This window comes from Comamonas sp. HJ-2, assembly GCF_053615495.1.
The window spans coordinates 1-26,974 of record NZ_JBSIFD010000035.1 but is presented as its reverse complement, the minus strand read 5'-3'; the positions used below and the strand labels follow the sequence as shown (position 1 = coordinate 26,974).

The 26,974-nt window shown below is 53.4% G+C and carries 18 protein-coding genes; 4 read left to right on the top strand and 14 right to left on the bottom strand.

The annotated features are described in order from the left end of the window. Window positions 1–155: 155 nt before the first annotated feature. The 9 genes from ACWGXF_RS22110 to ACWGXF_RS22070 form a co-directional block, all read right to left on the bottom strand. Window positions 156–2,555, bottom strand: coding sequence for an AAA family ATPase (locus tag ACWGXF_RS22110; RefSeq protein WP_452102499.1), 2,400 nt, complete (start codon window positions 2,553–2,555; stop codon window positions 156–158). A gap of 435 nt (window positions 2,556–2,990) precedes the next feature. Next, window positions 2,991–4,724, bottom strand: a complete 1,734-nt coding sequence (locus tag ACWGXF_RS22105) for a LeoA/HP0731 family dynamin-like GTPase (RefSeq protein ID WP_274755111.1) — start codon at window positions 4,722–4,724, stop codon at window positions 2,991–2,993. Beyond that, window positions 4,702–6,435, bottom strand: coding sequence for a hypothetical protein (locus ACWGXF_RS22100; protein WP_274755110.1), 1,734 nt, complete (start codon window positions 6,433–6,435; stop codon window positions 4,702–4,704). The genes ACWGXF_RS22105 and ACWGXF_RS22100 overlap by 23 nt, the downstream gene beginning before the upstream one ends. A 1-nt stretch (window position 6,436) precedes the next feature. Further along, window positions 6,437–7,363: a coiled-coil domain-containing protein gene (locus ACWGXF_RS22095; protein WP_274755109.1), complete on the bottom strand. Its 927-nt coding sequence runs from the start codon at window positions 7,361–7,363 to the stop codon at window positions 6,437–6,439. Between the two features lie 167 nt (window positions 7,364–7,530). Beyond that, a complete protein-coding gene (locus ACWGXF_RS22090) occupies window positions 7,531–7,863 on the bottom strand; it encodes an SHOCT domain-containing protein (RefSeq protein ID WP_274755108.1) in 333 nt (110 codons plus the stop codon). Next, window positions 7,860–8,795: a helix-turn-helix transcriptional regulator gene (locus tag ACWGXF_RS22085; protein WP_274755107.1), complete on the bottom strand. Its 936-nt coding sequence runs from the start codon at window positions 8,793–8,795 to the stop codon at window positions 7,860–7,862. Before ACWGXF_RS22085 ends, ACWGXF_RS22090 begins: the two co-directional genes overlap by 4 nt. 19 nt (window positions 8,796–8,814) lie before the next feature. Further along, window positions 8,815–9,408: a hypothetical protein gene (locus ACWGXF_RS22080; RefSeq protein ID WP_274755106.1), complete on the bottom strand. Its 594-nt coding sequence runs from the start codon at window positions 9,406–9,408 to the stop codon at window positions 8,815–8,817. A gap of 200 nt (window positions 9,409–9,608) precedes the next feature. Then, on the bottom strand, window positions 9,609–11,147 hold the full coding sequence (locus tag ACWGXF_RS22075) for a flagellin N-terminal helical domain-containing protein (RefSeq protein ID WP_274755105.1): 1,539 nt from the start codon (window positions 11,145–11,147) through the stop codon (window positions 9,609–9,611). 13 nt (window positions 11,148–11,160) lie between these two features. Beyond that, the gene (locus tag ACWGXF_RS22070; protein ID WP_452102498.1) at window positions 11,161–12,555 is read right to left on the bottom strand and encodes a hypothetical protein; all 1,395 of its coding nucleotides are present in this window, start codon (window positions 12,553–12,555) and stop codon (window positions 11,161–11,163) included. Window positions 12,556–12,833: 278 nt separating this feature from the next. On the opposite strand from ACWGXF_RS22070, the gene ACWGXF_RS22065 reads away from it, so the two are divergent. After that, window positions 12,834–13,163, top strand: coding sequence for a helix-turn-helix domain-containing protein (locus ACWGXF_RS22065; protein WP_059441841.1), 330 nt, complete (start codon window positions 12,834–12,836; stop codon window positions 13,161–13,163). A gap of 63 nt (window positions 13,164–13,226) precedes the next feature. Here the strand turns inward: ACWGXF_RS22065 and ACWGXF_RS22060 are convergent, their stop codons facing one another. The 3 genes from ACWGXF_RS22060 to ACWGXF_RS22050 are packed head-to-tail and all read right to left on the bottom strand — an operon-like array spanning window position 13,227 to window position 19,301. After that, a complete protein-coding gene (locus ACWGXF_RS22060; RefSeq protein WP_452102497.1) occupies window positions 13,227–14,414 on the bottom strand; it encodes a GIY-YIG nuclease family protein in 1,188 nt (395 codons plus the stop codon). Beyond that, window positions 14,407–16,527, bottom strand: a complete 2,121-nt coding sequence (locus tag ACWGXF_RS22055; protein ID WP_274755350.1) for a DEAD/DEAH box helicase — start codon at window positions 16,525–16,527, stop codon at window positions 14,407–14,409. The genes ACWGXF_RS22060 and ACWGXF_RS22055 overlap by 8 nt, the downstream gene beginning before the upstream one ends. Then, the gene (locus ACWGXF_RS22050; RefSeq protein ID WP_452102496.1) at window positions 16,524–19,301 is read right to left on the bottom strand and encodes a class I SAM-dependent DNA methyltransferase; all 2,778 of its coding nucleotides are present in this window, start codon (window positions 19,299–19,301) and stop codon (window positions 16,524–16,526) included. Before ACWGXF_RS22050 ends, ACWGXF_RS22055 begins: the two co-directional genes overlap by 4 nt. A 264-nt stretch (window positions 19,302–19,565) precedes the next feature. Between ACWGXF_RS22050 and ACWGXF_RS22045 the strand changes: the two genes are divergently transcribed. The 3 genes from ACWGXF_RS22045 to ACWGXF_RS22035 all read left to right on the top strand — a co-directional run bounded on the left by ACWGXF_RS22045 (window position 19,566) and on the right by ACWGXF_RS22035 (window position 25,182). Continuing rightward, entirely contained in the window at window positions 19,566–20,927 is a 1,362-nt protein-coding gene (locus tag ACWGXF_RS22045) for an SIR2 family protein (protein WP_274755276.1), read from the top strand. Continuing rightward, window positions 20,924–23,026, top strand: a complete 2,103-nt coding sequence (locus ACWGXF_RS22040; RefSeq protein WP_059441846.1) for an ATP-binding protein — start codon at window positions 20,924–20,926, stop codon at window positions 23,024–23,026. Before ACWGXF_RS22045 ends, ACWGXF_RS22040 begins: the two co-directional genes overlap by 4 nt. 227 nt (window positions 23,027–23,253) lie before the next feature. Further along, a complete protein-coding gene (locus ACWGXF_RS22035) occupies window positions 23,254–25,182 on the top strand; it encodes an ATP-binding protein (RefSeq protein ID WP_452102495.1) in 1,929 nt (642 codons plus the stop codon). Between the two features lie 108 nt (window positions 25,183–25,290). On the opposite strand, the gene ACWGXF_RS22030 is transcribed toward ACWGXF_RS22035, so the two are convergent. Continuing rightward, on the bottom strand, window positions 25,291–26,667 hold the full coding sequence (locus ACWGXF_RS22030; RefSeq protein WP_239225071.1) for a Fic family protein: 1,377 nt from the start codon (window positions 26,665–26,667) through the stop codon (window positions 25,291–25,293). Window positions 26,668–26,738: 71 nt separating this feature from the next. Next, the coding region (locus tag ACWGXF_RS22025) for a hypothetical protein (protein ID WP_452102494.1) at window positions 26,739–26,974 on the bottom strand (236 nt) is incomplete at its 5' end.

Below are 26,974 nucleotides of genomic sequence, written 5' to 3'. Positions count from 1 at the left end.
TTGCAGTCGGTCAAGACCGAACGACCAATGACTGTTGATGCTCAGGGCAGTGATTGGGCTGAGGCTAGCCTAGCTAGGAATAGCTGGTCGATTCACTGTGAAATAACAAAGCACCCTAACGGGTGCTTTGTTTTCAAGTTGCCGCATTGCGAAAATTAATCCACTCGCTCAGGCTCGCCAATACTCTTCAAGAGAGAGTTGTATTGAACCTTGTCGGAGACATAGATCTTTTCCAAGACATAGTTGGCAACTTTGGCTATCTCAGGAATTTCAACAGGCTTGAAGCCTCTGTCTGGAACCGCCTCTAGGTGTGAGAGCTCGTTGTTGAGACGATTGACGAGCGTAATGGCTGTGTTTTCCTCTTCTCCAAAGAATTTCTTGATTCGCTCAAAGGAGTCGTTCTTGTCGTCTTGGTATGGAAACTTGAAGAACAAGAATGTCTCTAGGAATTTGCGCAGATTGTTGCCGAATGAATAAAAAGGCTCATGTGAAACCTTAGCGTATTGATCATTGCGGCATTTATAGATCTGATGGAATAGGTAGTTGAATTCGGTGATATGTTCTCTGAGATAGGATGGCATTAACGAAATAGCACTGGCACCACCGTTTCTCTCGATCAAGAAGTGCTGGCTGCCTCCATGGTTTTTTTCTGGTGGCAGGGAGAGCTTCTTAAGATACTTCAGAAAGTCCAAATTGTGCGTGGAGATAAACAGTTGCTTGTAGCGATACGAATTTGAGCCGTCTGGCTTCTTCACTGGCTTGGTGATCAAGCTTTCAATCAAACTGAACATGAAGAAGATGTGATTGCCATCCAAGCTTGAAATTGGATCGTCAATGTAAATGATTAATTCTTTGCCTTTGCTCTTTGGATCTTCAAGCTTGGCCATGAAGTAGCAGAATGCGATGAGGCTGCATTCGCCTTCACTGAGGTTGTAGGCCGACTTGCCGTTGCGGGTGATCTCAAACTTGACGGTCGCGTTGTCTGCACCGTCGCGCGCTTCCAGCTTGATTCCGTCATGGCCGAAGAAGTTGTTGAGCAGGGTATTGACTCGTTCCGCCCCCTTGCGCTCATCCTTCTGTTTTGCCCTCAATGTCTGGATCTCAGCCTCGGCGTCACGAATTTCTTTTTCTGCATCGGTGCAGGCCGTGCTTGCGGTGTCAGCGGTGGCCTTAAGTGTGGCAATCCGGCCAAGCTCCTTGTCATAGGTTATGGCCTCAGCAAAGGCGAACACATCAGCCAGGCGAAGTGCCTCTCTGGCACTGGTTTTGTGTTTTTCTAACGTGGCAGTCTTGCTGTTGCTCGTGCCGATCAAAGCATTTATGTCGGCAACGTGCTTCGCGATTTCATTGGCGTCATAGGAAGGAGTCTTGAGGGCCGTGGGCTGAAACAGGTTGTTCTTCCGAGTCTCAAGCGACTTCTTCAGTTCCTCCAGATCTTTCTTGTAGACTGCTAGCGCTTGAGTCAGGGCTTTGCTGCTGGCTTCAAACGCTGTGCGCTCGTCAGGGTAGAACTGTGCGCCCGTGAAAGTGTTGAGTCCCGCGATGGTGCCAATCTCGGCCGTTACTGACGTGATAGCAGCATCCAAGGACGTTTCCAGATCGCCAGACTCCTTGCTGAAATGTTCATCAAGTACCTGCCAAATGTCGTGGGGCAGATCCTGTCGGCAGAAGGCACATGTATCGCGCTTCGCGCGGTGGTGCCCCATACCCTGCTTGACCCAAAGTTGCAAGGCGCTGTCTTTGAGCAGTTCTTCAATGGCCTTGGTTGGTGTGATCGTCTTGGACAGCAACGGTTCAGCAGTCGCAGTCAAGGACTCCAGCTTGAGAGCGACAACCAGGGTGTCTGTGATGTCGGGTAGCGCTTCCTGCTTGAGCAGCTTGATCCGACCTGCTTGTTCTTCGGTCGTGAGAGCGACGAAGCCTGGCTTGCTGGTCGTGGCGATGTCACGCCTGATGTGCTCGATGTTATAGACGGGGCTGCGGAAGTTCGGGTTCTTCTTGATTTTCTCTGCGGCATGTGAGCGCAGCTTGTCGTCCAACCCATTGGACGCAGTAGTGTGGGCAGACTTGGTGCTGTCGCGCTCTTTCCTTTTTGCTTCCAGATCAAACCGGAGCCCTGCCTTGCCTTCCACGCTACCAAGCTTGGCTTCAATCGCAGCGATGGCGTCGTCAATCTCTTTGTTCTGCTCACCGACGATGGCAAAGGTCTTAATCTCGCCACCGGCGTCCTGATTAACCAGGAAGCTGAGGTTGTCGGTTACGAAGTCGCGGTTGTAGACACGCACGTCGTAGTTGTGTGCCAGCAAACCTGTATGGGTGACAGCACCTTCGTCGCCAGTCAGGGTGAAGGCCGAACCGACATAGTTGAGGGGAAGTTTGCGAGTCTCCAGCGAGCGGAAGATTCGCGAAAGGGTGGTCTTGCCAGAGTAGTTACGCCCGTAAAGCACGTTGAGGCGCTTGAAATACTGGGTCGTCTTGCCACTGTCCTTGACCGTTTTTTTCCAGTCCAAACCTTGGAAGCTACCAAAGCTAGCTATGTCTACCTGATTGATCACCGATTCAGTCCCCCTAAATTGGCCCGCAGGCTTTTTGCAACAAAATGCTGCCTTAGTCTACTAGGCGCGGCCGCTGGTGGTCTAGGGTCTATTCATATGAATAGTTGCCAGTCTCCAAAGCTGAATCGACTTGAATCTCCCATAGAGAAAGTTGTTTGAGTGAACTAATTTTTATTTATTGTGAATGACTGCTGTTTTGGAAAGAGCAGTCATTCATGTTGTGAACTCGACAGGCAGCAATCGCTGCACAGCAGAAGTTGATCAATCTACGACACGGTGGTAGAAATCGCCCAGCAAAACTGGGCTTTCCCGCAATACCACTCGCAAGTATCTGCGCTCCGACATCGTGCTTCCTTGTTTTGCACAACACATCGTTGCCACCAAGCAAAACACACTGCCCGAATAGTGTCGAGTGAGCTTTGAGCCGCTTATCTTTTAAGCCATTGCCTCAAGCTGAGCAGGAGCTAACATCAGCGCATTCAACTTTGCTTTTACACCTTGAAGCTTAGCTTGGTTCGTACTGATGAATCTTGAGCGCTCCTCCACAGTTTCGACTATCTTTTCAAACGCCTTGAGTTGTGGCGCAAAGAACTCAAGCAATTTTTCGTCATCGCCAATAATGTCGTAGATATCTTTGAAGGCACTTTTAATTACCTCGGCAATAGATTCCTTCGCATCCTTTAACTCCTGTTCCAATTCATGTGCTTTGTATGCACTGAGTAGGTCCGAGGTAAGAGTGATGGCTGCGCCTGCTGGCCCTGCCCATTTAGAAATGGCTCCGGCAATCTTGGTTGCCTGCCAGGGCTTGAACTTAATCGCGACACCCGTCACTGCGCTGAGTGCATCACGGGCTGCAAACACCGCACCTTTGATGATGTCGGGGCTCAGGTTGGCAATACCTTTGGCTGCGCCCCCCATGGACTTCAGTGCACTATCGCCCATGGCATTGAGAAAGCTCTCGCTGGAGTTGAGCTGACGACCGATATCCTGAGAGATTCGACTGGTCACTTTGGAAGACTGATCGAATGAACGATCGATCGCACTCTTGATCTTCAGGTTTAGCTTGAAGCCTACGCCATCCACGGTATAGCCTAGTTCATCTTCGAGGAAATCACGAATGTTTTCCAAGCTTAGAGGGCGGAGCTTGCCCAGCAATCCTGTCTCAAGATTCTGCAGTTCCTCAAAGAGCTCGCCTGCTAGTCGTTTGACTTCACGGCGGCCAGTAGCAATGTCCTGGCTGATGCGTGCAGACTCCTCTGCATTCTGCTCAGCAAACACCTTCAGTTGTGCCAATTGCTCTTCAGCGCGAACCACGTGCTGTCCAACAACATCGCGCACGACATCCATGCCGGTCTTTGCAATCAGCACCGCTGGAACATTTTTCCGCAGCACCCTAGTGGTCATGGCTTTGAGTTCGTTGATCCGTGAGCGGCTTTCATAGTGCTCTGGCTTGCCAAACCAGAAATCCAGGCCACGCCCGTTCGGATTGGATGCCAAGCAGACGATATTCAGTTGGGCCATTTCTTCGGAGTTAAGGTTAGCTACGCGTTGTAGCTTCGCCTTCAGGTTGTCTCTTTTTATAGTGGCTTGGGCATCGAACAACACCTGTTCAGTAAGGTCCGTCACCTCATCCATTTTGTTGATCACAAAAACGGTTGAGGAAAGCTTATTTAAGTCCCTAAGCACCCATTTCACGATGTCGTTGTGGCTTTCCTTGAGAGGGTTGGTTGCGTCGACCACATACAAAATCAAGTGAGCCTCAGATATGTAGCGTTTAGTCAGGTTTTCATACATCACCTGCTCACCATCGACCGTTTTTTCCTTGTCGCCAAACAGTCCAGGCGTGTCAACGATTTCGCATTTTTCTGGAAGTCCTTCCGGAGAATAAATGGCCAAGCGGTCTGAGGACTCGTCCATGTCGATTTTCATATCTGCCATGACCTTTCCCAGCCAAGCAGCAATGACGCTGGTCTTTCCGTCGGAGAAGGCTCCGAGGAGAGCTATTCGCAGAACGTCGGATTCGACCGCCTTTGCTGCAGAGTCAATTTTCTGTAGCTCGTTATCGACATCTGCGCCCATCTCACCTAGCTCGTTGAGTGCTGCACGCAGTTGCTCTAATCCTTTGAGAGCAGCCTGCTTCTCGACATTAAATTGCTTGAATTGTTCCATAAGGCATGTTCTCCAATTGTTCTTTGGTGCGGGTCATCAATGTCCGCTGCTGCTCGATGATCTTCAGAGGACGTTTGAGCGACTCATCGAGCTCTTGCACACGAGCCGAAACGGTTTTGTCAATCTGCTCGCGCACGGGGGTAAACAGCGTCTTGCGTTCTTCTTGCAGGGCTTTACGAGCTTCCGACCAAGCTTCATCGATCTTTTCTTGCACTTGCCCTTGCGCCTTGCGAATGCGCTTTTCCTTGCCGGTGAAAACGCTTAGCAGGCTGACCAAGATGCCCACCAAAGCACCTACAGCTGCGCCTATTAGGTTGCCAATTACGGGGAATGCGGAGCCAATACCGAATCCTGCAAAAGCGTAGGAGCCAATGTTGAAAGCCATCCAGCCATAGTCACCAAACTCCAACCCAAGACCTAACTCAGGTGTCTTGTAGTTGACGTCCACGGTGTCAACGTCATAAAGCAACTGCTCGAATTCGACTCGTGCAACGTCCTCTAAAAGGCGCTGCATAGCCTGCTTCAAGTCTTTCTGCAGGTCTTTAAGGTACTCTTCAAACTGTCCCTGAAGACTGTCTTTGAGCGATTCCTGTTGCACTTTGAACGCTCGATTAATCTTGTTGGAAATGGCATCGTTGTCACCAAAATGGCGTTCTATGATCGCGTCGGCCTCGTCTTTTAGGTTGTTAAAAAGCTTGTCCCAAAGATTCTTTCGTCCTGCCAAGACCAGTCGCTCGAATCGTTCCTGGGCTTCTTTGATCGCTTCGTGACACTTCTCGAACTCTGGTTTGGTTCTGTCCAAAAATGCTTCGTGAGTGGCATATAGCTTTGCCAAGGTTTCTGCGTTTTCGGCAAGCAGCTCGTGTACCTTGGTCTTGTTGCTCTCGATCATGTCCTCTCGGAAGGTCGAGAGTTTGTCATGCAGTACTTTGGCGACTGGCTTGATTTGGCTGAACTCATACATCGCCTTAGGCGAGGAAAAGTACTTTTGGTAGTTACGCTGCTGGATTAGCAAATCTTGACTGCGAGAAGGATGGATCGTGGTACGCCCGGTTTGCGCTTCGCTAGCCAACGCCGAAAATGCGAGCAGTCCCTGAACGCAATGGCCTGGTTGCAGGGCTTTGTCGCCTAACACCGCACGCAGTACTTCCTCGGTTTGCTGCAAGGCAGAGGTGGGGCCGCTATGAGCTGTTAGAGACTTTCGGTCTTCCTCGAACTCATAGGCATCGGCATTGCCGCGCACGTTTATCAAGGGGCAGACCTGGGTGCCCCATCGCAGATAGTCGCCGATTTTCTGCGCGGTGGCCTTCTCTGGTTTTTTGTTGGTGCCGTTTACATAGAACACCAGATGAGCCTTGGCAACAGCTTTGCGGACCATAGGCGCGTACTTGCTTTCGTCGCCTTCGATGCCTGGCACATCGATCAGTTGAAAGCGCTTGCCGTTGTAATTCAGGGGATAAAGCGTATTTCCCTTGGTGAAGTCAGCCTCACCGGTACCGATGATCAAGCCGTCTACTCGGTGTATCTCGGCCTTTTTTCTTTCATAGGCCAAAAGTTTGTCGAACAGTGATGTGAATTGATGATTAAGCAGTGCATTAAGGACGGAGGAGCGCGTCTCAATGCGCTGAAAGGCAGGCTTGATAGCAGGTACAAGTGTTGAGGGAACTGACGTAGCTTCCTCGAACAGTGCATCGAGTTCATGGCTGCTCATCTTAGGCTCCCGCTAATTTAAGCAAGGCAACTGCAGACGTTGCGCCGATCAAGATCCCACCAATGCTGACCAGTGCAACACGTACCTTAAAGCGCGAGAGTGCATTTGCTTGCTCAATTTTTAAGCGCTGTGATGCTTCTTTCCGTTCCTCGGCGAGTCGAGCATTAGACTCCTGTTCCGCGAGTTGCTGGCGGTCTGCAGCTTCCTGCTGCTGCACCTCAAGGCGTGCTTGGGCTTCTTGCCGCTCCTCGAGGAGTCGAGCACTAGACTCCTGTTCTGCGAGTTGCTGGCGATGTGCAGCTTCTTTCCTTTCCTCGGCAAGGCGAGCGTTTGATTCCTGTTCAGCGAGTTGCTGGCGGTGTGCCGCTTCCTGCTGTTGCATCTCAAGGCGGGCCCGAGCTTCTTGCTTGTCGAGTAGGGTTCTAGCGTCGGCTTCGGCTTTGGCAATTGCGTTTCGCTCTTGGGCTTCTTGTTGAGCGATTCGCGTAAGTCGATTGGTGCTTTGGCTGATGGAGGTCAGCTCGTCCGTGTATTCCTTGTACAAGGCATGAAGTCCTTCGCGAACATGTTCAAGGTGAGCGTTAAGAGCCTGAGAGAATTGCTCTAAATCATCGGCATGCTGTTTCAGCAGTGCCTGACGGGACTCCTCCTTGAAGAGGATGCGAAGTGATTCGATGATTGTGCTTTTTCCTGCATTGGTCTCGCCGAAAAATGCTAGGGTGAATGTGTCCCACTCGGCATGGGCTTCCAGCTCCTGCAATTCACGGTCGAAACGCATCTGGATCTCTCTGAGCTTACCGGTGATATTTCCGATTTCGCGCTTGCCATCGCTGTGCTCGACGTTGAGCGAGAGAATGTCTGCCATTGCGCTGCTGATGTTGTCTGAAACATTGGCATATAGGCGGTTGAGATCTTCAGGTGCGTTCATTGTGTGGTTTTGGTTGAGAATTCGTTCAAAGTCTGGCACAGCATTTATCCAGCTTGGAGCTTGGAGGAGCCATCAGAAAGCAGTAGCCTCCGACTCTTCGTCAGAGGCATGTATGCGCGATTTCACTGTCTAAAGACATAGATTTTTCGTTTTATTCAAGTGATTTATTAGTCGCTTTGACTTTCCTGAATCAACTTCACCTTGATTTGCAAAAACTCCTCCTCGGTCAGCGCACCCTCATTGCGTAGCTTGTTGATTTTTTCAAGCTGAGCTAAGGTGCGGTCTAAATTTTTTTCCGAGGTCGCTCTTGCGTTGCTAGCGGTGACTTCTTGCACAGGAGCCTCAGGTAACAGCTCCCGCCTGACTACTCTTTTCCCGATATGCGGATTGCGGTCGCTATTTGGCGAAAATATTCGGCTGATGCCCCCAATGACGGAAGTCACACCCCACAAGAAGCAAATCAGCAGAAAAAGTAGTATCAGGAAGCCACCGCCCTTCATGTCGATGACTCCATGGTTGCCACATCCCACTTTTTCAGCGCCTGCTGCAGCCCCGCCGTCAACTCCTTCTGCCACTCAACAGGTTGAACAATCCGCACATGTGGCAGCCAATACCGCACAACGGGCAGCAGTTGGTCGATGTGATTGATATGCGTGGTGACTAGCAACGAACCGTCACGATCTTGTCGTTGCTGCTGTTGAGGCAGCAACGGACGGCGAATAAAGTAATGTGCTGCTTCTGGGGCTACACGAAGCAGGACTTCCGTAGTGTCTTCAGTAAACCAAACGTCGTCTTTGGCATCGATGTAATCCTGGTGCGCACGCTTCGGAAAGAAGTGGCTGCTTTCATCCACATGTAATCCCTCTATCAGCGCAACGCTGAAGTTTTTCAGCTTTGCACCTTCTTCCGCTGCTAGGTACCACACGCCGTTTTTGTGGATGAGCTTGTACGGCTGAACGTTGCGCTGTTTGCGCTTGTAGCTAAAACTGCATGGATGTTTTTTCTCGATGGCAGTTTGGAGTTGCACAAACTCTTGCGTACGCGGACGCAAGTCTTCATGTGCGATGGCCTGCACATGCGTTGTGCGCTGCTGTTCCGGGGTATGAAGTTGTTCCAACAGGTAGCGCAAGCTGCTATCCGGAAACAAGTGCTCCGTCCCCGACATACGTGCATAGCCATGCAGGTGCTTGGCTGGAATACTGCTTCTCGCTGTGCGCGTCAGCTGCCACTGACCATCGGCACTTCGCTCAACGATCCCGCACAGACGCTCGCCAAGGTCGCGTTCAATGGTGCGCACATCCACTTGAAAATCTTGTGCAAGTTGGTGCTTGTCAACTGCATCACCTTGGTGCAGGCGCGCAAGAATTTGAGACAAGCGCTGTGCAAGTTTTTCGCCTTTTGATGCTGAGCTAGCCGAGGTTGAAGCAGACATTCAAGAGCAGGGAAGTAATTCAATGAATGTAACTATAAGTGGCTTTTGAGACAGGTTGTGTCGCACCCAGAATTTCAATACGCCAAGCTGGCTTGTGTGAATCAAGTTGGTTGTGACTCACTACCTGTTCAGCACTCACAGCTTTGGCATTCATCCATGCCTCTAAGGCGCTAACTAGCTCAGTCAGCTGATGCTGCAGCGAGTTGCTGCAAACCATCAAATGAAGCAATGCCATACTGATCTGCTTCGCCAACGCCTCTTTTTTGCAAGCGTTATTAGTGCTGAGCGCACCACCTAAATCGCATTGCAATGCTGTACGCACACCCATTAGGCGCAACGTGTCTTGCACAGCCTTGGAGCTATTCAAACAAGAAGTACGTTCTGAAATTCTTTGCTTGAACTGCCCGATGCGACGCAGTGCTAACTGGTAGTACAAAGCGATGAAATCCCCATCCAGAGGGTCTGCGCCATCAAGTGTCAGGATACTGGGGCCGAAGTGCGCAAGTGCTGTTGATATTTCTTGGGACAACTGAAGATCCAGTTCGCACTCACGCACCTGCAATCCTTTTAATCGTGCGTAGAGGTCTCTTATCACAGTATCGCTAACTGGCATGGAGGCTCATCCAATACAAAAAGCTGAAGGGAGCTCAAACTTTAGAAGTCGATCGCGACAGCATGTGTCGCTTGAGCACGCCCCTCGATTGCATCGAAGCTGAAGTTGAGTACCGGCAGCCGATAGCGCTATCTACAACGCCAAATGAACCATCAAACCCGCCGTCAGACCTGTGATGCGGTGCAAGCCACCATTTAAACCTACACATCTTTGAGTAACGCTAACGCTTGCTCAGCCACGACCGAATGCGCCTGGGCCAGCATGGCGGTACCGGCATCCTGCAGGATTTGCTGCTGAGCCAGCTTGGCGGTTTCCACTGCATAGTCAGCATCCACAATGCGGCTACGCGATGCCGCCATGTTTTCTGCAGCGATGTCGATATTGGCAATGACTGATTCAAAGCGCGACTGCACCGCGCCCACGTCAGCACGAGCGCTGGTCACTTGCCTGAGGGCTGCGTCGTAGATGATCAGGGCTTGCCTGGCGTGCTCCGCCGTATCCAAGCGTGCATCTGTCAGCTTGAACTTTTGCACTGTCCACTGCATGGATGGAAATGGCCCAGTGGGATCGCCGTCCAAGTCGTAATCCCCTCCATCCATAGCGAAGGAGTCTTCGGACATCAACGCCAAATTGCCCTGCACTTTAATGTCATGGGCACCTGCGCCCAAGACGCCCGCACCATTGGCACCTGGCACTGTCACACCATTGGTCCACCCATTGCCTGCACCTATGTTGTCACGAATGAACATGCTTACGCCTGGTGCTGAATCGTTGAGTACCCGGATCGTTTCTCCTGCGTCATTGACCAGGCGCACGTCATCTGCGTAAGGCCCATCTTCCGCTCGGACGCCGGTTTGACCACTGACCGCGTTAATCGCCTGCTTGATGCTGGCGATATCAGGGTTGGCATGATCCCAGGTGAAGGAAACCGACTGCGCATTGGACAAGTCATCGCCTGCGATCAGCTTCACCGTGACAGCCACAGGCGGTGTTGAGGGTGGAAGTGACTTGTTGAATGAAAGCACAGCACTGGTGCTGGCCTGTGCATAAATCTTGGGATCAAACCCGGCATCGTTGATCTTCTGTGCAATCGAAGCCATGCTTTCGTTGCGCTCAATAGCAATTGGCTTGTCGCGCAGCACCAAGTCGCCAGCGGGCACCATTTCGTCGTTACCTCGGGTGATGGCATAGCTGTTGGTGGTGGGGCTTTGCTGCAGCGGCCAGCCATACGCACCAAGGTTCGGCGCTTGCAGTGAAGGCAAGTTCACGCCGATCACTTCACCGGCATTGGCACCTACCTGAAAGCTCTGCGCCATAAAGCTGCCGTCAATCAGCTTTTGCCCATTGAAATTGCTGGTGCTGGCGATTCGCGCAAACTCCTGCAGCAGCTGCGCTCGCTCAGTGTCCAAAGCTTGGCGGTCGCTGTTGGAATTGGTTGCGTTGGCCGCTTGCACAGCCAGTTCGCGACTGCGCTGCAAAATGTCTGTGAGCTTTTGCATCGCACCTTCGGCCACCTGGGATAGAGAGATTCCGTCGTTGGCATTGCGGCTGGCTACTGCCATCCCACGCACCTGGGTGTTCATGCGCTCGCTGATGGCCAAGCCTGCAGCGTCGTCCTTGGCGCTGTTGACACGCAGGCCCGAAGACAGGCGCTGCGTGGTAGTAGTCAAGCTCAGCTGCGAAGCACTCAGGTGACGCTGTGCTGTCAGCGATGGCAAGTTAGTGTTGATTGTGACCACGAGCAGCCCTTCCTCAACTCAGTGGCAGGGCTTTGGGTTTGCACACAGGTATGCTGCCTTGTTGGTGGCTCGCCAGGGCTTGCATGGCTTTGATCACCCCCAGCTCTTTGCCCTTAAAGTCAACCCAGCCTTGCTGCCATAAAGCATCGCGCTGCAGCACCAGCTTCTGTGGTGCGCCCACAAGCTGCACGGCCAGGGGGTGACGCAACTCCAGTGACATCGACTGCGACTGCAAATCGATACTTACCACCTGTGCCTTGATTGCTAGGTCATAGCGCTGTGTCAACTGCTGTGCCAGCTGTTTGAGGCTGTCATGAGAATCAGCGGTGAACACCCTGCGAACATTGGCTACCTTGAAATCACCATCCGCATCAGAGCGCACGGTAACGGTGGTGCCATAGCCCGAGGGGCTGGTGAAGTGCCCTTGCAGCTGGTACACCCCGCAAAACACGGGCTTGTTTTTTTTGATCAAAGAAGCGAAGCCAGCATCGAATTGCAGCTCTGTGCGTACTGCAAAAAGCAAAGGGTCAGCCCCCACATTCAACGCACCTGAAATACCTGGCCCGTCCTTCAACGCTTTGGGTGAAGGCTGGGGCATAAAGTACAGCGCCAAAGCTGCTGTATCGGTATTGCGCTTGCCACCCAAAGCCTTCTGAGCCAGCTCATAGGCTTGCTTGAGGTGAAACAGGTTGGTTTGCAGCTGGCGTTCCTTGCTGCTGGCCTTGAGCCATTCCTCTCCAGCCTGTGCAAACCCTTCCATATCGCCTTGCTTGAACAAGGCGCCAAGCTGCTTGACCCGCTTGTCCAAGTCTGGAAACCGATGAGCATTGACCTGCAGCCCTGCACGCAGTTGCTGCTCGGCCGTGAATACTGGCTCAAACGGCGCTTTGAGCGCCTGAATGGAAGCCCCCAGGCATATGCCATCCAAACAAGGCACTTCGGCCTGTGCCGTCAACTCAGAAACCGAAGGCACAGGCTTGGCAGTGCGCTCGGGCTGTTTGACCTCAGTGCCACGGCTTGCTGGCAAAGCGGGGGCGGATGTGCCAGAGGGTGAAGCCTGTGTCGCAGAAACAGGCATAACGTTGGAAGGCGGCTTTCCAGTCATCGACGCACTGGGCTGCGAAGGCGGCGCAGCGGTTGGTATTGATCCAGCGACTGGCTTGGCTTCAGGCGGCGCTGTCAGCACTTCGGCAGCTGCGTTGCTTCGAGCAGGCGTGGCCTTATAAACCAGTTTCAAACGAATCGCATGCACTTCACCTGTGCTGGTCGCCACGCGCAGCACCTTGATGGCGTCCTTGGCGACTGGGAATTTGCGCAAATCAACCACCCAATGCGCGCCCAGGTCATCAAAAGGAATGTCAGGCGTAAGCACCGTGTACATGTACAGCGATGGGTCGGGGCTTTGCACCGTGCATAGCTCAGTGTCTGGGTTGCGGCACTCAGCGTAGTAATCGTGCACCTTGGGGGCCAGCTGAGTACTTGAACGAACACCTGCAGGCTGTGCCCATGCCCCCAATGTCAACCCCAACACCCCCAACGCTGTGCACCAGCGCACTCCCCCGTTCACCACCATGCTTTGTCCCTCTTATTAGGCTGGGTAGCCGTTCGCAACCCAGAAAACTACGTAACTCGTAGTATCGAGAATAAAGTATAACTACGACTCTCGTAGCCTTTTGAAGGTGCGAGATGTCTGACGCGGATGAGCAATGGGGCGCGAGGCTCAAACAGGCCCGCTTGGCTGCGGGGCTGTCGCAAAAGATGCTGGGAATTGAGGCGGGAATTGATGCGTTCGTGGCGAGCACACGCATCAATCGCTATGAGCTTGGCATCCACAAGCCAGACTTGCTGACTGTGCGCAAGTTGGCTCAGGTGCTGAAGGTACCTGTGGCGTTTTTCTACGCCGACACTGACGATGAAATTGCCGAGCTGTTGTTCAGGTACGGAAAAGCTGATGAAGAAGCTCGCCTGAAAATTCAAGTGCTTCTTGCTGAGCAGCTGCCTCCGCAAGACATGTAGCAGTTACGTTTGCGCCATGCAGGGCATATCTAGCTCATGCATGGCTGCATTGTGGAAAATGATTTACTGAGTCGTAATCAGGCGGGCTGATTGAACGTCGTACACCACATCGGTTAGCGTTCCATCCACAATCCGCTGCACAACCTCATCAATCACATGCAAGGGCACAAGAAACCATTCACGCGGCTTCACCGGCTTGCCAAAACGGTCTTCCAGGGTGAGGTCTAGTTGCGCAGCACCAAACACGCGGTGAAACAGTGCTTCCAGCTTCACTCTGTTGACGTTGTGAAGCTTGTAGGTTGCGACAATTTCCACGCCAGCCAATAAGTATGTTGCTTGGTTTTCAGAACCCGCAATCCGAGTCTCAACCTTGCCCCCTGTCACCCCGATTTTGTGAATCAACTCGCGATGTTGAGCCACAAACGGATGCTCTGACTTGCTGCGCAGAACGTAAATGGTGCCCGTCTCAATGTCGTCTGGCTCTACTTCGCCACTGAACAACGGGCCCATATCGGGGTCGGTCAGCCGCCTGCCTGTATCGTCTTTATAGAGCGCACGTTGCAAAGAACGGAGCAGCAGGTTGCTTTCAGTACCGTTGGCATAAATGACTCTCAGACGCGCATCATTGTCGCCATTCGGTGCCTTGATCGTCTCACCGACCTCTGCCACATAGGCAAGTTGACCACCCAAAATGAAGTAGTTGCCATCGGCCACGCTGGCATCACGTCCGAAACGAAGCGTTTTCCTCACACCCGACTTCAGGTCCTGTTCAACCTGTTCAAACAACGGGCGGAATCGCTCAAAGTCTTCGCAGGCATTACGCTCAGCCACTTCTTCAGCTGCACGTTTTTCCACACTGGACCGGACATGCCTCAGCACAGTGATGTCGCCCGCTTCTGCCACGTCATTAGCAATACCCAATTCAGCGAGTAATGCGTCCTCGTCAAGCGCGTCAATATCTACAGCCGAGACCTCGTTGCCTTCAAGTAGCTTGGGTGTATCGAGCTCTGCCAGCAATGCGTGGGCCTCTGGCAACTTGCGTAGTTGATCTAAACGGACAGCGTAAAGCCGTTCAAAGATGTCACGCCCTTCACCGTGCTGAGGTGCTCGACCATGGGTTTGATGAAAACGCAGAATGTCTTCAAAGCCAGCAACGATGCGCTCTTCGCGCGGGGTACGGCTGGAAGTTTTGAGCGGGGTAACCTCTACACCCAACGCATCCAGCAGGTCGTCATCATCCATATCAGCCATTGCTCAAAGCTCCTTGTGCCTGGGCAGATTTAGCCAATGCACGATAGCGTGCAAAAGCCGCCACGCCCTCGGCCATACGCTTTTCCCAAGCATCCGCGGAGTTGAGATCCGGCAAGCGGTTACGTTCGTTCTTGAACTGCAAAGCGCGCTTGGAAAGGTCGCGCGCCTCTTCCTCAGTTAGGCTTACCTTCTTGGCGGCAATAGCAGCCTGTACCTGCCGCAGCGACTTCTCATCCATGGCCTTGGCAAGCACTGCGTAGGCAGCGTCAAAAGGGTTGATGCGGTCAATCAAATCAATGTCCAAGTCCTTCACGTTGACGAACTTGCGCACACCATCGATCAGGGCGGTGCTTCCTTGCCCGGTGCCACTGCCGCTGGCATCTGCCTGAGCCAAGGCCAACTTCGCTTGCTGGGTGATGTTCATTGCGGCAATGGCGTGCTGCCGGATAGCCTCTTGATCAGCATCGCTCAGCTCGGGATAACGCTCCCGCACGATCTTGCCCATACGCAGTTGGGTTAATTCCTCGGGCAGCGTGTTTTCCTTATCGAACAGCCCGCGTTCGAGTGCTGTCTTGTCTTGCAGAAAGCTGGTGACGACTTCGTTCAAGTCTTCCTTGCAAATTCGAGTGGCTTCGGGTGTTTCAGGCTTTGTCAGACCGGCAATCTCCAGGTGAATCTGGCCAGTGTCCTTGTTAACCCCGATGTTATGCCCGCCCTCTTTGTAGCCCTCTTCACCATAGTCAAAGCCTTCTTGAGGACCTGAGTTCTTCGGCGTGAACTCGTAGCGGGGCGCCAGAACCTGCTCCATCAACAGGCTGGCAGAGATGGCTTTGAGCATGTCGTTCACGGCTTCTGCCACTGCTGATTGCTCTGCGGTGGGCTCTGCGATCAGGTTGGTGAACCGTGACCGCTCTTTGCCTTTGGCGTCACGGGTTGCACGACCAATGATTTGCACGATTTCGGTCAGACTGCTGCGGTAGCCAATGGTCAACGCATGTTCGCACCAAATCCAGTCGAAGCCTTCTTTGGCCATGCCCAGCGCGATGATCACATCCACATGGTCACGGTCGTTTTTGTGGGCAGGGTCTTTCAATGCAGACAGAACGCGAGAGCGCTTAGCTGGATCACTGTCATCGACAAGATCCGCCACCTTCAAAACACGGCCTTGTGGGGACTCGACCAAGTGGAAGCCGGTGTCGGGGTCCACGCCCTTCCATGTGCCCAAGCCATGCATGATCTCGTCCACCTCGCGCTGCTTGTCTTTCAAGCTCTCACGCGCATTCACGTTGGGGATGTGGACGATGGTTTTGAGTGCGGGGTCCAACACCTTGTTGACCGCATCGACATAGGCCCCCGTGTAGAAGAAGTAGCCGATGTCCAGCGATTTGAGCCACTGGTAGCCATTGAGCTGCTCGTAGTAGGTGTAGGTCACCGTCTCGAACTTGGCTTCGTCTGCAGGGCCCAAAACGGCCTCGCTGTCCCCTCGAAAGTACGAACCCGTCATCGCCACCAAGTGAACCTTGTCACGGGCAATGAAAGCGCCCAATTGGCTGCCCAGCTTGTTGTCTGGGTTGCTGGACACGTGGTGAAACTCGTCAATTGCAATCAAGCGATTGTCGAACGCCGTGATGCCTAGCTCTTCCACCGCAAAGCGGAACGTGGCATGGGTGCAGACCAACACCTTGTCATCGCTGGCCAGAAACTGCCGAACAGCATCTACCTTGGACTTTGCCGTGCGCGGCTCATCCCCGCCTGGGGCATTGCACAGGTTCCACTGCGGAGCCACCTTCCAATCCCAATAAAAACCGAACTGCGTCAATTGCTCATCAGCAAAACTGCCTCCGATAGAGCGCTCGGGCACCACAACGATGGCCTGTTGCAAGCCCTGGTTGTTCAGCTTGTCTAGCGCAATGAACATCAGGGCGCGGGACTTGCCGGATGCCGGGGGAGACTTGATCAGCAGGTATTGCTCACCCCGCTTGGCGTAGGCACGCTCTTGCATGGCACGCATGCCCAACTCATTGGCCTTGCTCGATGCGCCAGTGCGTGCCGTGGTGATGGACACCGATGGCACGGTGTACGCATTGGTCGGGTTGCTTGCTTGATCGCTCATAAGGTTTTCTTCCTCCCTCGGGTTGCCTTGGCGGCAGGCTTAGTCTTGTCTGCGGCAGTCATCTTGGTGTACAGCTCGAACAGCTTTTCCAGCCGCTCGGTGTCGTTCTTGAAATGGCGGCCTATGTAGATGCGCTCCAACACTTCGTCATTGCGTTCATGGGCGTGACGCAGGTTGTCCGGCATGGTTTCCGGGTTGTACAGATCGGCGATGGTGGCTGGGAAGTGAGCTTCACGGGCCAGCAGAATGTCCTCTGCGCAGCGGGTGAGATCAGCCTTGTTCTGCTCAGTAAGCAGGGGTACTGGGAAGGTGTTCCAACCGAGGGTGTTGGAGTAGGAAAACCGCATCTCGAGCCGGACACACACCGCGCCGATCCAGACCCAATGCAATCGCGATGCGATCAGCGCTAGGTTCCATAGCGGAGCGTCGTAAAGGGCAAAGCATTTATTTGAAATGACGGATTCTGCGTCCAGCAAATCGATAGGCAAATAGCTTCTGTTCTCTGACGACACGACAGGAATCGCGAAGAAGTAGCTTTCGCAACTGCGCATCTCGCGAAACTGGTGAGGTCTTCTAACCATGCCATTGGAGACGGCATCCTTCGACTTTTTCCGTGCTGATTCACCCTGCAAAAGCTTTTCATTGATATCTGCAATGGCTAGGACCTCAGCAGACGGCGTATCAGGGAACCAGAAGCAAAAGCGCGGCTTGGCTTTGATGACCTCCGAAGATCCGTAGAACTTTCGTACAAACGCAGCATTCAAGCCGGCATTTACGTATCTTGCCTTCCCTTCTGCATCAAAGATCAAGTGCTCCGACATGCCGTAATAGTTGCCCTTTTGCATCGGCTGTATGTCAGAAAGCGGAGTGGACGTCGGCGTGATCCAATAGTCCTCTGCGGGCATCAAGTACGCATTGATGTTCTTCGTTGTGAGTCGCTTGTCCTCGTCATAAAGGTCTGCTGTAGTGGCTTGCATACCAGCACCAATACAGACAACGGTGACACCAGCGTCGTTCGCAGCAAGATTGCTCCATTTGAAAGACCTGACTGCAAAGTTGAACTTCAATCCGTCTGCAAAAAGCGACTTCCAGAAGCCAGTGACATGCTGTCCTTGGGAGACGCTGTTGGTGGCTACGAAAGCGAACTTGGCCTGCGTATGCTTTGCGTACTCGTGGGCCTTAAAAAACCAGCCGCAAACATAGTCAAACAACCCCCAGCCGTCAATTCTCTTGTCGAGCAGATCGCACATGTCGCTCTTTTGCTCAGCAGTTTTTTTGGCGTTTCCTTTATAAGGTGGGTTGCCGCAGATATACGTTTCCCCACCTTCGTTCTCAAAATCGATTTCTTTTTGATCTAGCAGCGTGTCGAAGAGATCGTTCGCCACGAGCTTGACACCAGTGCCTGTGGGCGGGCAGATGGCCAACCAGTCCAACCGTAGCGCGTTCCCACGCACGATCCAGTTCTGCGCATCAAGCGGCAAGAACTCAGCCAGCGCATCCTTTTGCCCCCGATAGAGCACATCGCACTGGAACTCCGCAATGATGAGCGCCAAGCGTGCGATCTCAGCAGGGAAGTCGCGTAGCTCGATTCCCCGAAAATTGGTCAGCGGTATCTCGCTCCGCAAATGAAGCTCATTCCTCCGTCGATTAATCTCCGCCTCGATCTCGCGCATCTGCTTGTACGCGATGACCAAGAAGTTCCCCGATCCGCAGGCAGGGTCAAACACCCGGATGCGGGCCATGCGCTTGCGCAGGTTCAGCAGCTTGCGTTCGTTGTCACCAGCATCGGCCAACGCAGCTTGCAGGTCGTACAAGAACAGCGGGTTCAGCACCTTCAAGATGTTGGGCACGCTGGTGTAGTGCATACCCAAAGCGCCGCGCTCATCATCATCAGCAACTGCCTGGATCATGCTGCCGAAGATGTCGGGGTTGATCTCGCGCCAGCTCAATGCACCCGCATGCATCAGGTACGTACGGGCCATGCGTGTGAATCGTGGCACTTCTGTGCTGCCGGAAAACAGGCCCCCGTTGACATACGGAAAGCCGTTGGCCCAATTGGGTAGGCGCGGATCAGCGTTGGCACGCTCGGCCACCTTGATGTTCATGGCACGAAAGATTTGAGAAAGCACCTCATGGGTGTTGCTTCCGTCGTTCGCGCTCATCTGGTCCACCGTCTGGGTGAACAGGCCCTTGCCATTGAAGATGTCAGTGTCTTCGGCAAAGAAGCAGAACACCAGCCGAGCCATGAAGTGATTCATGTCGCTGCGCCGTTCTTCCTTGGCCCAGTCAGGGTTCTCACGCTGCAGTTCGACGTAGAGCTTGTTCAGCCGCCCTGTGGCTCGAACGTCGATGGGGTTGTCCTTGATCTCCTTGATCGTGGAAATACCCGCTAGCGGCAGTAGGAACCCGAAGTGGTTCGGGAAGTCCTCAAAAGCGCAGGCAATGGTCTCGCCGCTGATCAGCTCTTCGGCTTCCAGCGTCTGACCGTCAGTCGCCAAGATGAACTTGGCTTTTGCCTTGCTTGTGGCAGGGCTGTCTCGCAGAGTGTGGAGCATGTTGCCCACAGTGCCAGCATCGCACACAGCAATGTGAATGTTGTTGCGCAGAAGAACACCGCCAGGCACATCTGAGGTGTTGTTGTTTCCTGTGCGAAGACGCTTGAGCGTAGTTTCCTTGTTGCCAAAGGCAGCTAGGAAAGCGTAGGGAAATTCAGCAGCGTCAAAGGGTTGGGCAGCGAGATCCGATACGGCTGCCTCGATTTCGACCGCATTCATATTTTATGGAGGGAGCAGTTCATTCTCTTGGAATGGTACCGGCATTTGCGCCTGAACCTACGGTGGTTGCGTGCATTCCGCTGCTATCTCATTGATTTAAAAGCCCCAGCCTAGACCCTGCGCCCTGATCATGCCCCACCAACAGTCAGAAGGGCCTTGAGCCTGTGAAGGGGGTGCCTGGGCCACCTGAACTCCACCCTGAGCGACTGATCGCAAAATGCAGTTTTTCTGCTGAACTAAGATGGTCGTTCTGAGGGAGAGAAAATGTCGATAAATACGCTCAAGACTCGAGACGACCCTAAGCCACTGTCGTTCACGGCGGATGGTGAGTCATTTGAACTTCTGAATGGATTGCAAACTTCTTGGCTAAATGGTGAAAAATTTGGTCATAAGGAACTTCGCAATCGAATTGAACCTTGGCTGACATCACTGTTCCAGTCAGAGCATCTGTCGCTGCTTGCCGGATCGGGGTTGACCCATGCAGTGCATTACTTGGCCACGGGCAAAGGTGCTGCTGGCATGGGGGCCTTGACACTGAGTAACCATCAGGCCGAAATCGATCAAGCTGCAGGAAAGGCTTCTGAAGCGGCTGGGCGCGAGAAGGGAAATCTGGAAGATCAACTACGAGTTGCCAACGAATTGCTGCGTGGCCTAGAAATTCTTCAGAAGAACAGCGAGTCCGAGTCCCTGCGCAAAGAGCTTCAAACTGGCATGAATGCCTTCGCTCAGTCAATCCTGGCGAGCGAGGCAGGCATTGCCACTGCAGGAAACGATAAGCGTGAGCAGGCATTCAACACCCTTGTCACCTTCCTGATGAGTTTCGCCTGTCGAACAGGTGTGCGTGACCGCCTAAACATTTTTACTACCAACTATGACCGGTTGATCGAAGTAGGGGCTGAGTTGGCTGGCTTACACCTGCTGGATCGATTCTTGGGCAAGCTGATGCCAATCTTCCGGTCATCACGGCTGGATCTGGACATGCACTACAACCCGCCCGGTATCCGTGGTGAGCCTCGCTATCTGGAGGGTGTTGCGCGCTACACCAAGCTGCACGGCTCTGTGGACTGGATGCAGACGGGCAAAGACATTCGCCGTATCGGTTTGCCGTTTGGGGCCGCCAGCGTTGAGCCTTATTTGCATGCACCTGGTCTTTGTGGAGCGTCAGCGCACGAGCTAATGATCTACCCCAACGCCGCAAAGGACAGGGAAACCGCTGACTACCCATATGTGGAGCTGTTCCGCGACCTTGCGGCTGCGGTCTGCCGCCCGAACAGTACTTTGGTGACCTACGGCTACAGCTTTGGTGATGAGCACATCAACCGGGTCATCCGCGACATGCTCACTATTCCTTCAACGCATCTGGTGGTGATTTCTTTCGACGACCCACTGGGCCGCATCTTGCAGACCTATCAGGAATTGGGTCGCCCATCTCAGATCAGCCTGTTGATTGGTCCTGCGTTGGCAGACCTGACTACTCTGACTGAGCACTACCTGCCCAAGTCTGCTATCGACAAGACCACCTTCCGAATGAGCGAGCTACTGAAACAGCGCATGGGGACAGAGCCATTGCCTGCCAAGCGCTCAATGCCTGAGTCAGATGCTTCTGACGGGAGTGATCTGATATGAGCTTGTCACCACTAGCCTACGCCGACTCGCTACGCATCGGCACTATCGACTTTGTCTCGCCCGATGAAATCAAGGTATTGCTCGACATCGATGCTCCCGATGGCGTAGCGCTCAATACCGGAATGCCACGTCCTTTCCCGCGTATCAACGGCTATGTGTTGATTCCCAGCGACGATGGGCATTTGGTCGCTCAGATTGAGTGGATTACCATCGAGCGCTCGCAATATCCCAAGCTCAAGGGAGTGCACGACTCTGGCCTAGTGGATTTGCCCTATCCTATGCGCAAGATGAGCCTCAACCCGCTGGGTGTACTGGCTTACGAGACCAAAGACGTGGATGGTAACTACGTCTATCGCTTCCGACGCGGTGTCGAGAGCTACCCGACTGTTGGTGATGCTGTATTGTTGCCTACGCAAAACCAACTTCGCGCTATCGTGGAGTCCGGCGATAACCGCCATGTGCTGATTGGCACCAGTCCATTGGCTGCGAATGCTGAGGTCCGAATTGACCCAGATCGCCTTTTCGGCCGACATCTAGCAGTGCTGGGAAACACCGGCAGTGGAAAGTCCTGCTCAGTTGCAGGCTTGATACGTTGGTCAATGGACGAGGCTCGCAAGGCGCGTGGTGGGGCTGACCCCAATGCACGTTTCATAGTGCTCGATCCTAATGGCGAGTACGCCAACACCTTCCGCGACATGAGCCAGGTGAGGGTTTTTGCCATCGAGCCCGGAGCGGGTGTTGAACAGCTGCAGATTCCACTGTGGTTCTGGAACAGTGCCGAATGGGGAGCCTTTACCCAGGCCAGTGCCAAAACCCAGCGTCCAACCTTAGTGCAGGCACTGCGATCGGTTCGTGATGGCGTCTTCGGCGTCTCCGTGACGCCTAGCCATGAGATGCGCCGCTATCTTCGCACGCTGGTCAGCATCACTCAAATTGAACGGAATAGCGGCAGTCCATGGGACAAATTTCCAAAGAACAAAAACTTTCTGGAAAAGATTCGCAAATGGCAAGAAGAGCTGAAAGAAGACGACAGCTTTACAGTGACTGAAAAACAGGCGCTGACCTCATTTAGGTCTGAGATTCTTACTCTTTGCAAAGCCCGCGAAGAAAGGAACAGTCACCTCGACTTCACGCTTGGCGAGGTCAATAGATTACTGGAAAAAGCAAGAAATGCACATGCTGCATTTGGAGGCAGCGACACCGACGTCCTGCCCATCGACGCTGATGTGCCGCGCCCCTTTACTGGTGACCAGTTTCTCCGCAGCGTTGAAGCCACTGCGGAGCTGCTCGGCGTCTCAGAGTACGTTGAGACGATGCAAATGCGCATTCGCACACTGCTCTCCGACAGCCGTATGAAGATCGTCTCGGGCGTAGCCCAAGACCTCACGCTGGAAGACTGGCTGCGCAACTACATCGGCGATAACCAGGCATCCAACGGTTCAGTTACAGTCATCGACCTCTCGCTGGTACCCGCAGAGGTAGTGCACGTCATCACGGCTGTGATCGCCCGCATGACACTGGAGGCGCTCCAGCGCTACCGCAAGCTACACCATGGCAAGACCTTGCCCACCGTGCTAGTGATGGAAGAAGCGCATACCTTTATCAAGCGCTACCAGGATGACTCAGAAAACCAGAGTTCAGCTGCAATCTGCTGCCAAGTATTTGAGAAGATTGCCAGAGAGGGGCGTAAATTCGGCCTAGGCTTGGTGCTGTCCTCACAGCGACCAAGCGAGTTGTCGCCAACCGTGCTGTCCCAATGCAACAGCTACCTATTGCACCGTATTAGTAACGACCGCGACCAGGCACTGGTTCACAAACTGCTTCCCGACAACCTGCGCGGCCTGCTACGTGACTTACCCTCGCTACCTTCTCGACATGCCATCCTGCTCGGCTGGGCATCGGAGTTGCCTGTCTTAGTTCAGATGAACGCGCTATCTGAGAATCAACGACCAAAATCGGATGACCCTGATTTTTGGGCGGTGTGGTCGGGCAAGGACAGCTCTGGTGAGACGCTCGAACGCACGGTAGATTGGAAAACGATTTCAGATGAATGGCAGCAACTGCGCACTCAGGAGCAAAACTCCACTGGATCAACATGAAACTGATGCAGTGCGAAGAAGCAGCCGTTCGAGGGGCTCGCTGCGAGCCCGGCAGGCAAAAGGCTGAGTTATAGGTAGTGGTCAATCCAACACATTCGCTACTGTTTGAGCAGGCGGCATGACGGAACGCCTACTAATTTATGCCGTCATCAAGGGGCGTTTATGTATTCCGCCCCTCAGCATCGACTATTTAACTAGCGACAATTACTTGAGCCGAGGGACTTCAAATGGCGAAAAAGAGTTTTGACCTCAACATAGAAAAAATTTTGGAAAACTGGGAAGTTCGCCATGGTATTCGGGAAGTTATAGCCAACGCACTCGACGAGCAGATATTGACGGGCACTGCGCCGGTAGTGATTGAAAAGCGTGACGGCACCTGGATCATTCGAGATGAAGGCCGTGGCATTCGATACACCCATCTCACCCAAAATGAGAACCAAGAAAAGCTCGATAGCCCACTTGTGATCGGTCGATTCGGCATTGGGCTGAAGGATGCTCTAGCCACTTTTGAGCGCCATGGCGTCAAGGCCCAGATCAAGTCCAAGTTCGGGACCATCTCGACCCACAAATCAGCAAAGCATGGATTCGGCGATATCCTTACCCTGCATGCCATCATCGAAGATCCGTTGGATCCGACATATGTCGGCACAGAATTTCAGCTTGAGGGAGTCGAAGATAAGGAAATGGAGGCCGCAAAGGCTTTGTTTCTGAAATTTTCCGATGAAGAATTGCTGGCAACCACGCGATTTGGCCAGATTATCAGCCGTAAATCAGGCCCAGGTGCGATCTACATCAACGGCGTGAAGGTCGCGGAGGAAGCAAATTTCCTTTTCTCCTACAACATCACTCAGCTCAGTGCGGCGATCAAGAAGGCTATTAACCGAGAACGCTCTCATGTGGGCCGCACTGCGTACTCGGACTCGGTCAAAAAAATCCTGCTAGCCTCGACCAATGGGGATGTCGCCCGTACGTTGGCCGAAGACATCTCCCGTTTCCAGTTGGGTGAAATGCACGACGAACTGGCGTGGATTGATGTGCAAGAGCACGCAGTACGGATCCTCAACGCCCAAGAAAAGGTGGTGATGGTGACCGCGTATGAGGCGATGCGCTTCCCCGACCTGATAGACCAGGCTCGCCAAAGCGGCAACACGATTCTCACGATTCCCGAAAATCTCCGAGCCAAAATCGCCGATTCGGTAGATATCGAAGGCAATCGAATGGTGGACATCACGCAGTTCACCGAGACCTACAACGACAGTTTCAACTTTGACTTTGTTGACGCCGAAGCGCTCAGCAGCCAGGAACGCAAGATCCTCGACACCACAACCTTTGTCATTGAAGCATTTGGAGGTAGGCCCGCCAAGGTCGCCGCAATCAAAATCTCGAATACTATGCGGCCGGATTTGATGAACAGCAGCCAAACTTTGGGTTGCTGGGATCCATCGACCTCTTCCATCGTCATTTGGCGTCCTCAGCTAAATTCCTTCGAGGAATTCTCCGGCGTACTGATTCATGAACTGGTGCATGCGAAAACTGGCTATTCCGATGTCACACGCGATTTCGAGAGCGCCCTAACCACCACCATAGGAGACCTGTGCCTGGGTTGGTGGAACGCCGTTGGCAAGAGCGGAACAATCCCAAAATCAGTCGATGCGCGTGTTCCGCTAACAGATAGTGCAAAACAAACAAATGCAATCAGCGAACCGATCAGCTACAAGGAGCTGACCACCAAGTTTGAGTTGCAGCAAGTCGAGCTGAGTACAGCCTACAAAACCATTGCTCAGCTGCGCGCAGACGCCGAGGCTAAAGAAGCCAAGGCACGCACCACAGTTCTGGCGGAGGTCAATGCTGCGACCGCCACTGAATTCCGCCCATCCATCCCTTCACCGTCGGTTCAGGACATCAAGGCATCCCAGACCTATGGCGAGTTACTGACCACGAAGGAAGCGCAGGCCATCCAACTCGACAAGGCGCTGCAAACCATCGTACGTTTGCGTGAAGACGTCGATATTGAGCGCAAGAAAACCACTCAAGCCCTTAACGAACGTCACAGCATCCAGACAGATTTGAACAAATTCCAGGCCATGCAGCGTGAAGTCTCCGCAGAACGCTCACCCCCTCGGTCAGCGGCCAAGCCCTGGTACAAATTTTGGTGAAGCGTGGACCTCCTAAGTGGCAGGTCCAATACGATCAAGCCATGCCCCAACCTAAGCTCTGGTCGCCTATTCGATAGAGGCGAACATTATGAGTGGGGCTCGGTCCGACTAATTTTTCCATCCGACCAGTTCAAGAGGCCGCAATCCAAACCGCACGGCATTTCCGGCATGCAAGCCCGCTAATTCCTTGAGCACGAGCTGTGTGAAATGCTCGCGGTCTTCAGGTTGCACACTTGCAGGCAGCATGGCGCTGACGCTCGCCGCATTGGTTGGCTGGCCGCTGCGAACAACAGCTGCAATCACCTCACCAAGCACTTGCCGGTAGCGCAAGCGCAAGATGTCTGGCGGCACCAAACTTTGCTGCACAGCCACGTACTGCTGGCATGAACGCTCATAGGCCCACACAAAAACATCTCGCAGCAGATCAACCTGATTGAGCTCGTACACACCGATCATGGCATCCACATAGGCTTGCTGCGGCACATCAATGAATGACAGCGGGCACAGGTTGTGGCGAATGAACGGAATGTTGGCAGCCAGGCGCGACACACGCTTGTTCACATCCTCGAAAGGCTGCAAGTAAGGCAAGTGCACCATCAAGAAGAAGGCTTGCTCGAAAGGATCTTCGATCTCTGCGGCCATACCCACCACGATGCCGAACAACTCTTCCAGACGCTGAGGCAAAGCCACGGGTAGGTAGACGCTGCCGCCAATTTCTACGGCACGACTGCGAATGCGGCCACACATGGCGGGGTCAGGCATCAAGCCATCAGAGAGCAAGGCATGCAAGGCCACGATGGTGTCCTGCGACACCACGGCTTGCTCGGGCGAGTGCACGAGAAATTCGATGGCCTGCTTGTGGTTCAGGATCATCTGCGTCTCAAAGGCATCCTTACCCTCCGCCACCTGACCAAACTCAATCAGCCTTGCGGTATCCAAGCGGCTGTAGGTATTGCCTTCCAGCTGTGACGAAGCCCAAGAAAGGTCGATCAGCAAGCGGTTAAGAATGTCCCTGGCAAAGGTACCTGCAGGTGTCTGTTCGGCAGGTGAGCGTCCTAAGGCATGCAGCTGCTCCCGCAACTTCAAAGGCAGGTACGCGGTGTGGTTGGGGTGGTATTGCTCCAAAAATTCCGTGCGGTAGACCACAGGTTTGCGCAGGTGCCGAGGCTGGCGCACATATGCCTTGATAGCTGCGCCTTCAGCGCTGACAGGAACATATGGCTCGATCGCAGCCTCTGTGCCTGCAGAAGCTACGCCACCTGCGCTTTCATCTTCCAGAACAGGAAAGTAGCGCACGGCCCGCGCTTGCCCCTGCACCCGAATGCGCCCCTGCTCCACCAATGAGGCCAATCTGCGTTGAAGGCTACGACGTTGCAGGGCCAGCCCTGATTCCTGCAGCACTTCTTCAGCGCTCACCCCTTCTGGGTGACGCTCAATGACATTGACCAACAAGTCAAGTTCTTGCTGTGGTTTGACGCTATTCATGACGCGAATTATGACGCAATATGAAAATTGCGTCAATAATTTGACGCAATAAGAGAGAGTTGCGACAGCCGCTAGCCTTGGTGCTTGTGAGCACTCTGAACCAACAGACCCCACTTTTCCTCGTAGGTTTTAAAGCCCAAGCCCCGCTCAAACAGCTGGCGAATAGTCGTGAATGCGGCAGCTTGCTGCACTGGGCTCCGAGCCATCTCGATGTCCAAGCCTGTTGCCGTTTTGACCTTCTTGCGGGCATCACGATAAGCGTCCTTGGAAACACCACGGCTAAAGGCTAGAACATCACCCAAAAGCC

Excerpts from the sequence above, each read along its gene's own strand:
- ACWGXF_RS22105 (WP_274755111.1), bottom strand. The coding sequence starts at position 4,724 with ATGGAACAATTCAAGCAATTTAATGTCGAGAAGCAGGCTGCTCTCAAA.
- ACWGXF_RS22100 (WP_274755110.1), bottom strand. The coding sequence starts at position 6,435 with ATGAGCAGCCATGAACTCGATGCACTGTTCGAGGAAGCTACGTCAGTT.
- ACWGXF_RS22095 (WP_274755109.1), bottom strand. The coding sequence starts at position 7,363 with ATGAACGCACCTGAAGATCTCAACCGCCTATATGCCAATGTTTCAGAC.
- ACWGXF_RS22090 (WP_274755108.1), bottom strand. The coding sequence starts at position 7,863 with ATGAAGGGCGGTGGCTTCCTGATACTACTTTTTCTGCTGATTTGCTTC.
- ACWGXF_RS22085 (WP_274755107.1), bottom strand. The coding sequence starts at position 8,795 with ATGTCTGCTTCAACCTCGGCTAGCTCAGCATCAAAAGGCGAAAAACTT.
- ACWGXF_RS22080 (WP_274755106.1), bottom strand. The coding sequence starts at position 9,408 with ATGCCAGTTAGCGATACTGTGATAAGAGACCTCTACGCACGATTAAAA.
- ACWGXF_RS22065 (WP_059441841.1), top strand. The coding sequence starts at position 12,834 with ATGTCTGACGCGGATGAGCAATGGGGCGCGAGGCTCAAACAGGCCCGC.
- ACWGXF_RS22060 (WP_452102497.1), bottom strand. The coding sequence starts at position 14,414 with ATGGCTGATATGGATGATGACGACCTGCTGGATGCGTTGGGTGTAGAG.
- ACWGXF_RS22055 (WP_274755350.1), bottom strand. The coding sequence starts at position 16,527 with ATGAGCGATCAAGCAAGCAACCCGACCAATGCGTACACCGTGCCATCG.
- ACWGXF_RS22050 (WP_452102496.1), bottom strand. The coding sequence starts at position 19,301 with ATGAATGCGGTCGAAATCGAGGCAGCCGTATCGGATCTCGCTGCCCAA.
- ACWGXF_RS22045 (WP_274755276.1), top strand. The coding sequence starts at position 19,566 with ATGTCGATAAATACGCTCAAGACTCGAGACGACCCTAAGCCACTGTCG.
- ACWGXF_RS22040 (WP_059441846.1), top strand. The coding sequence starts at position 20,924 with ATGAGCTTGTCACCACTAGCCTACGCCGACTCGCTACGCATCGGCACT.
- ACWGXF_RS22035 (WP_452102495.1), top strand. The coding sequence starts at position 23,254 with ATGGCGAAAAAGAGTTTTGACCTCAACATAGAAAAAATTTTGGAAAAC.
- ACWGXF_RS22030 (WP_239225071.1), bottom strand. The coding sequence starts at position 26,667 with ATGAATAGCGTCAAACCACAGCAAGAACTTGACTTGTTGGTCAATGTC.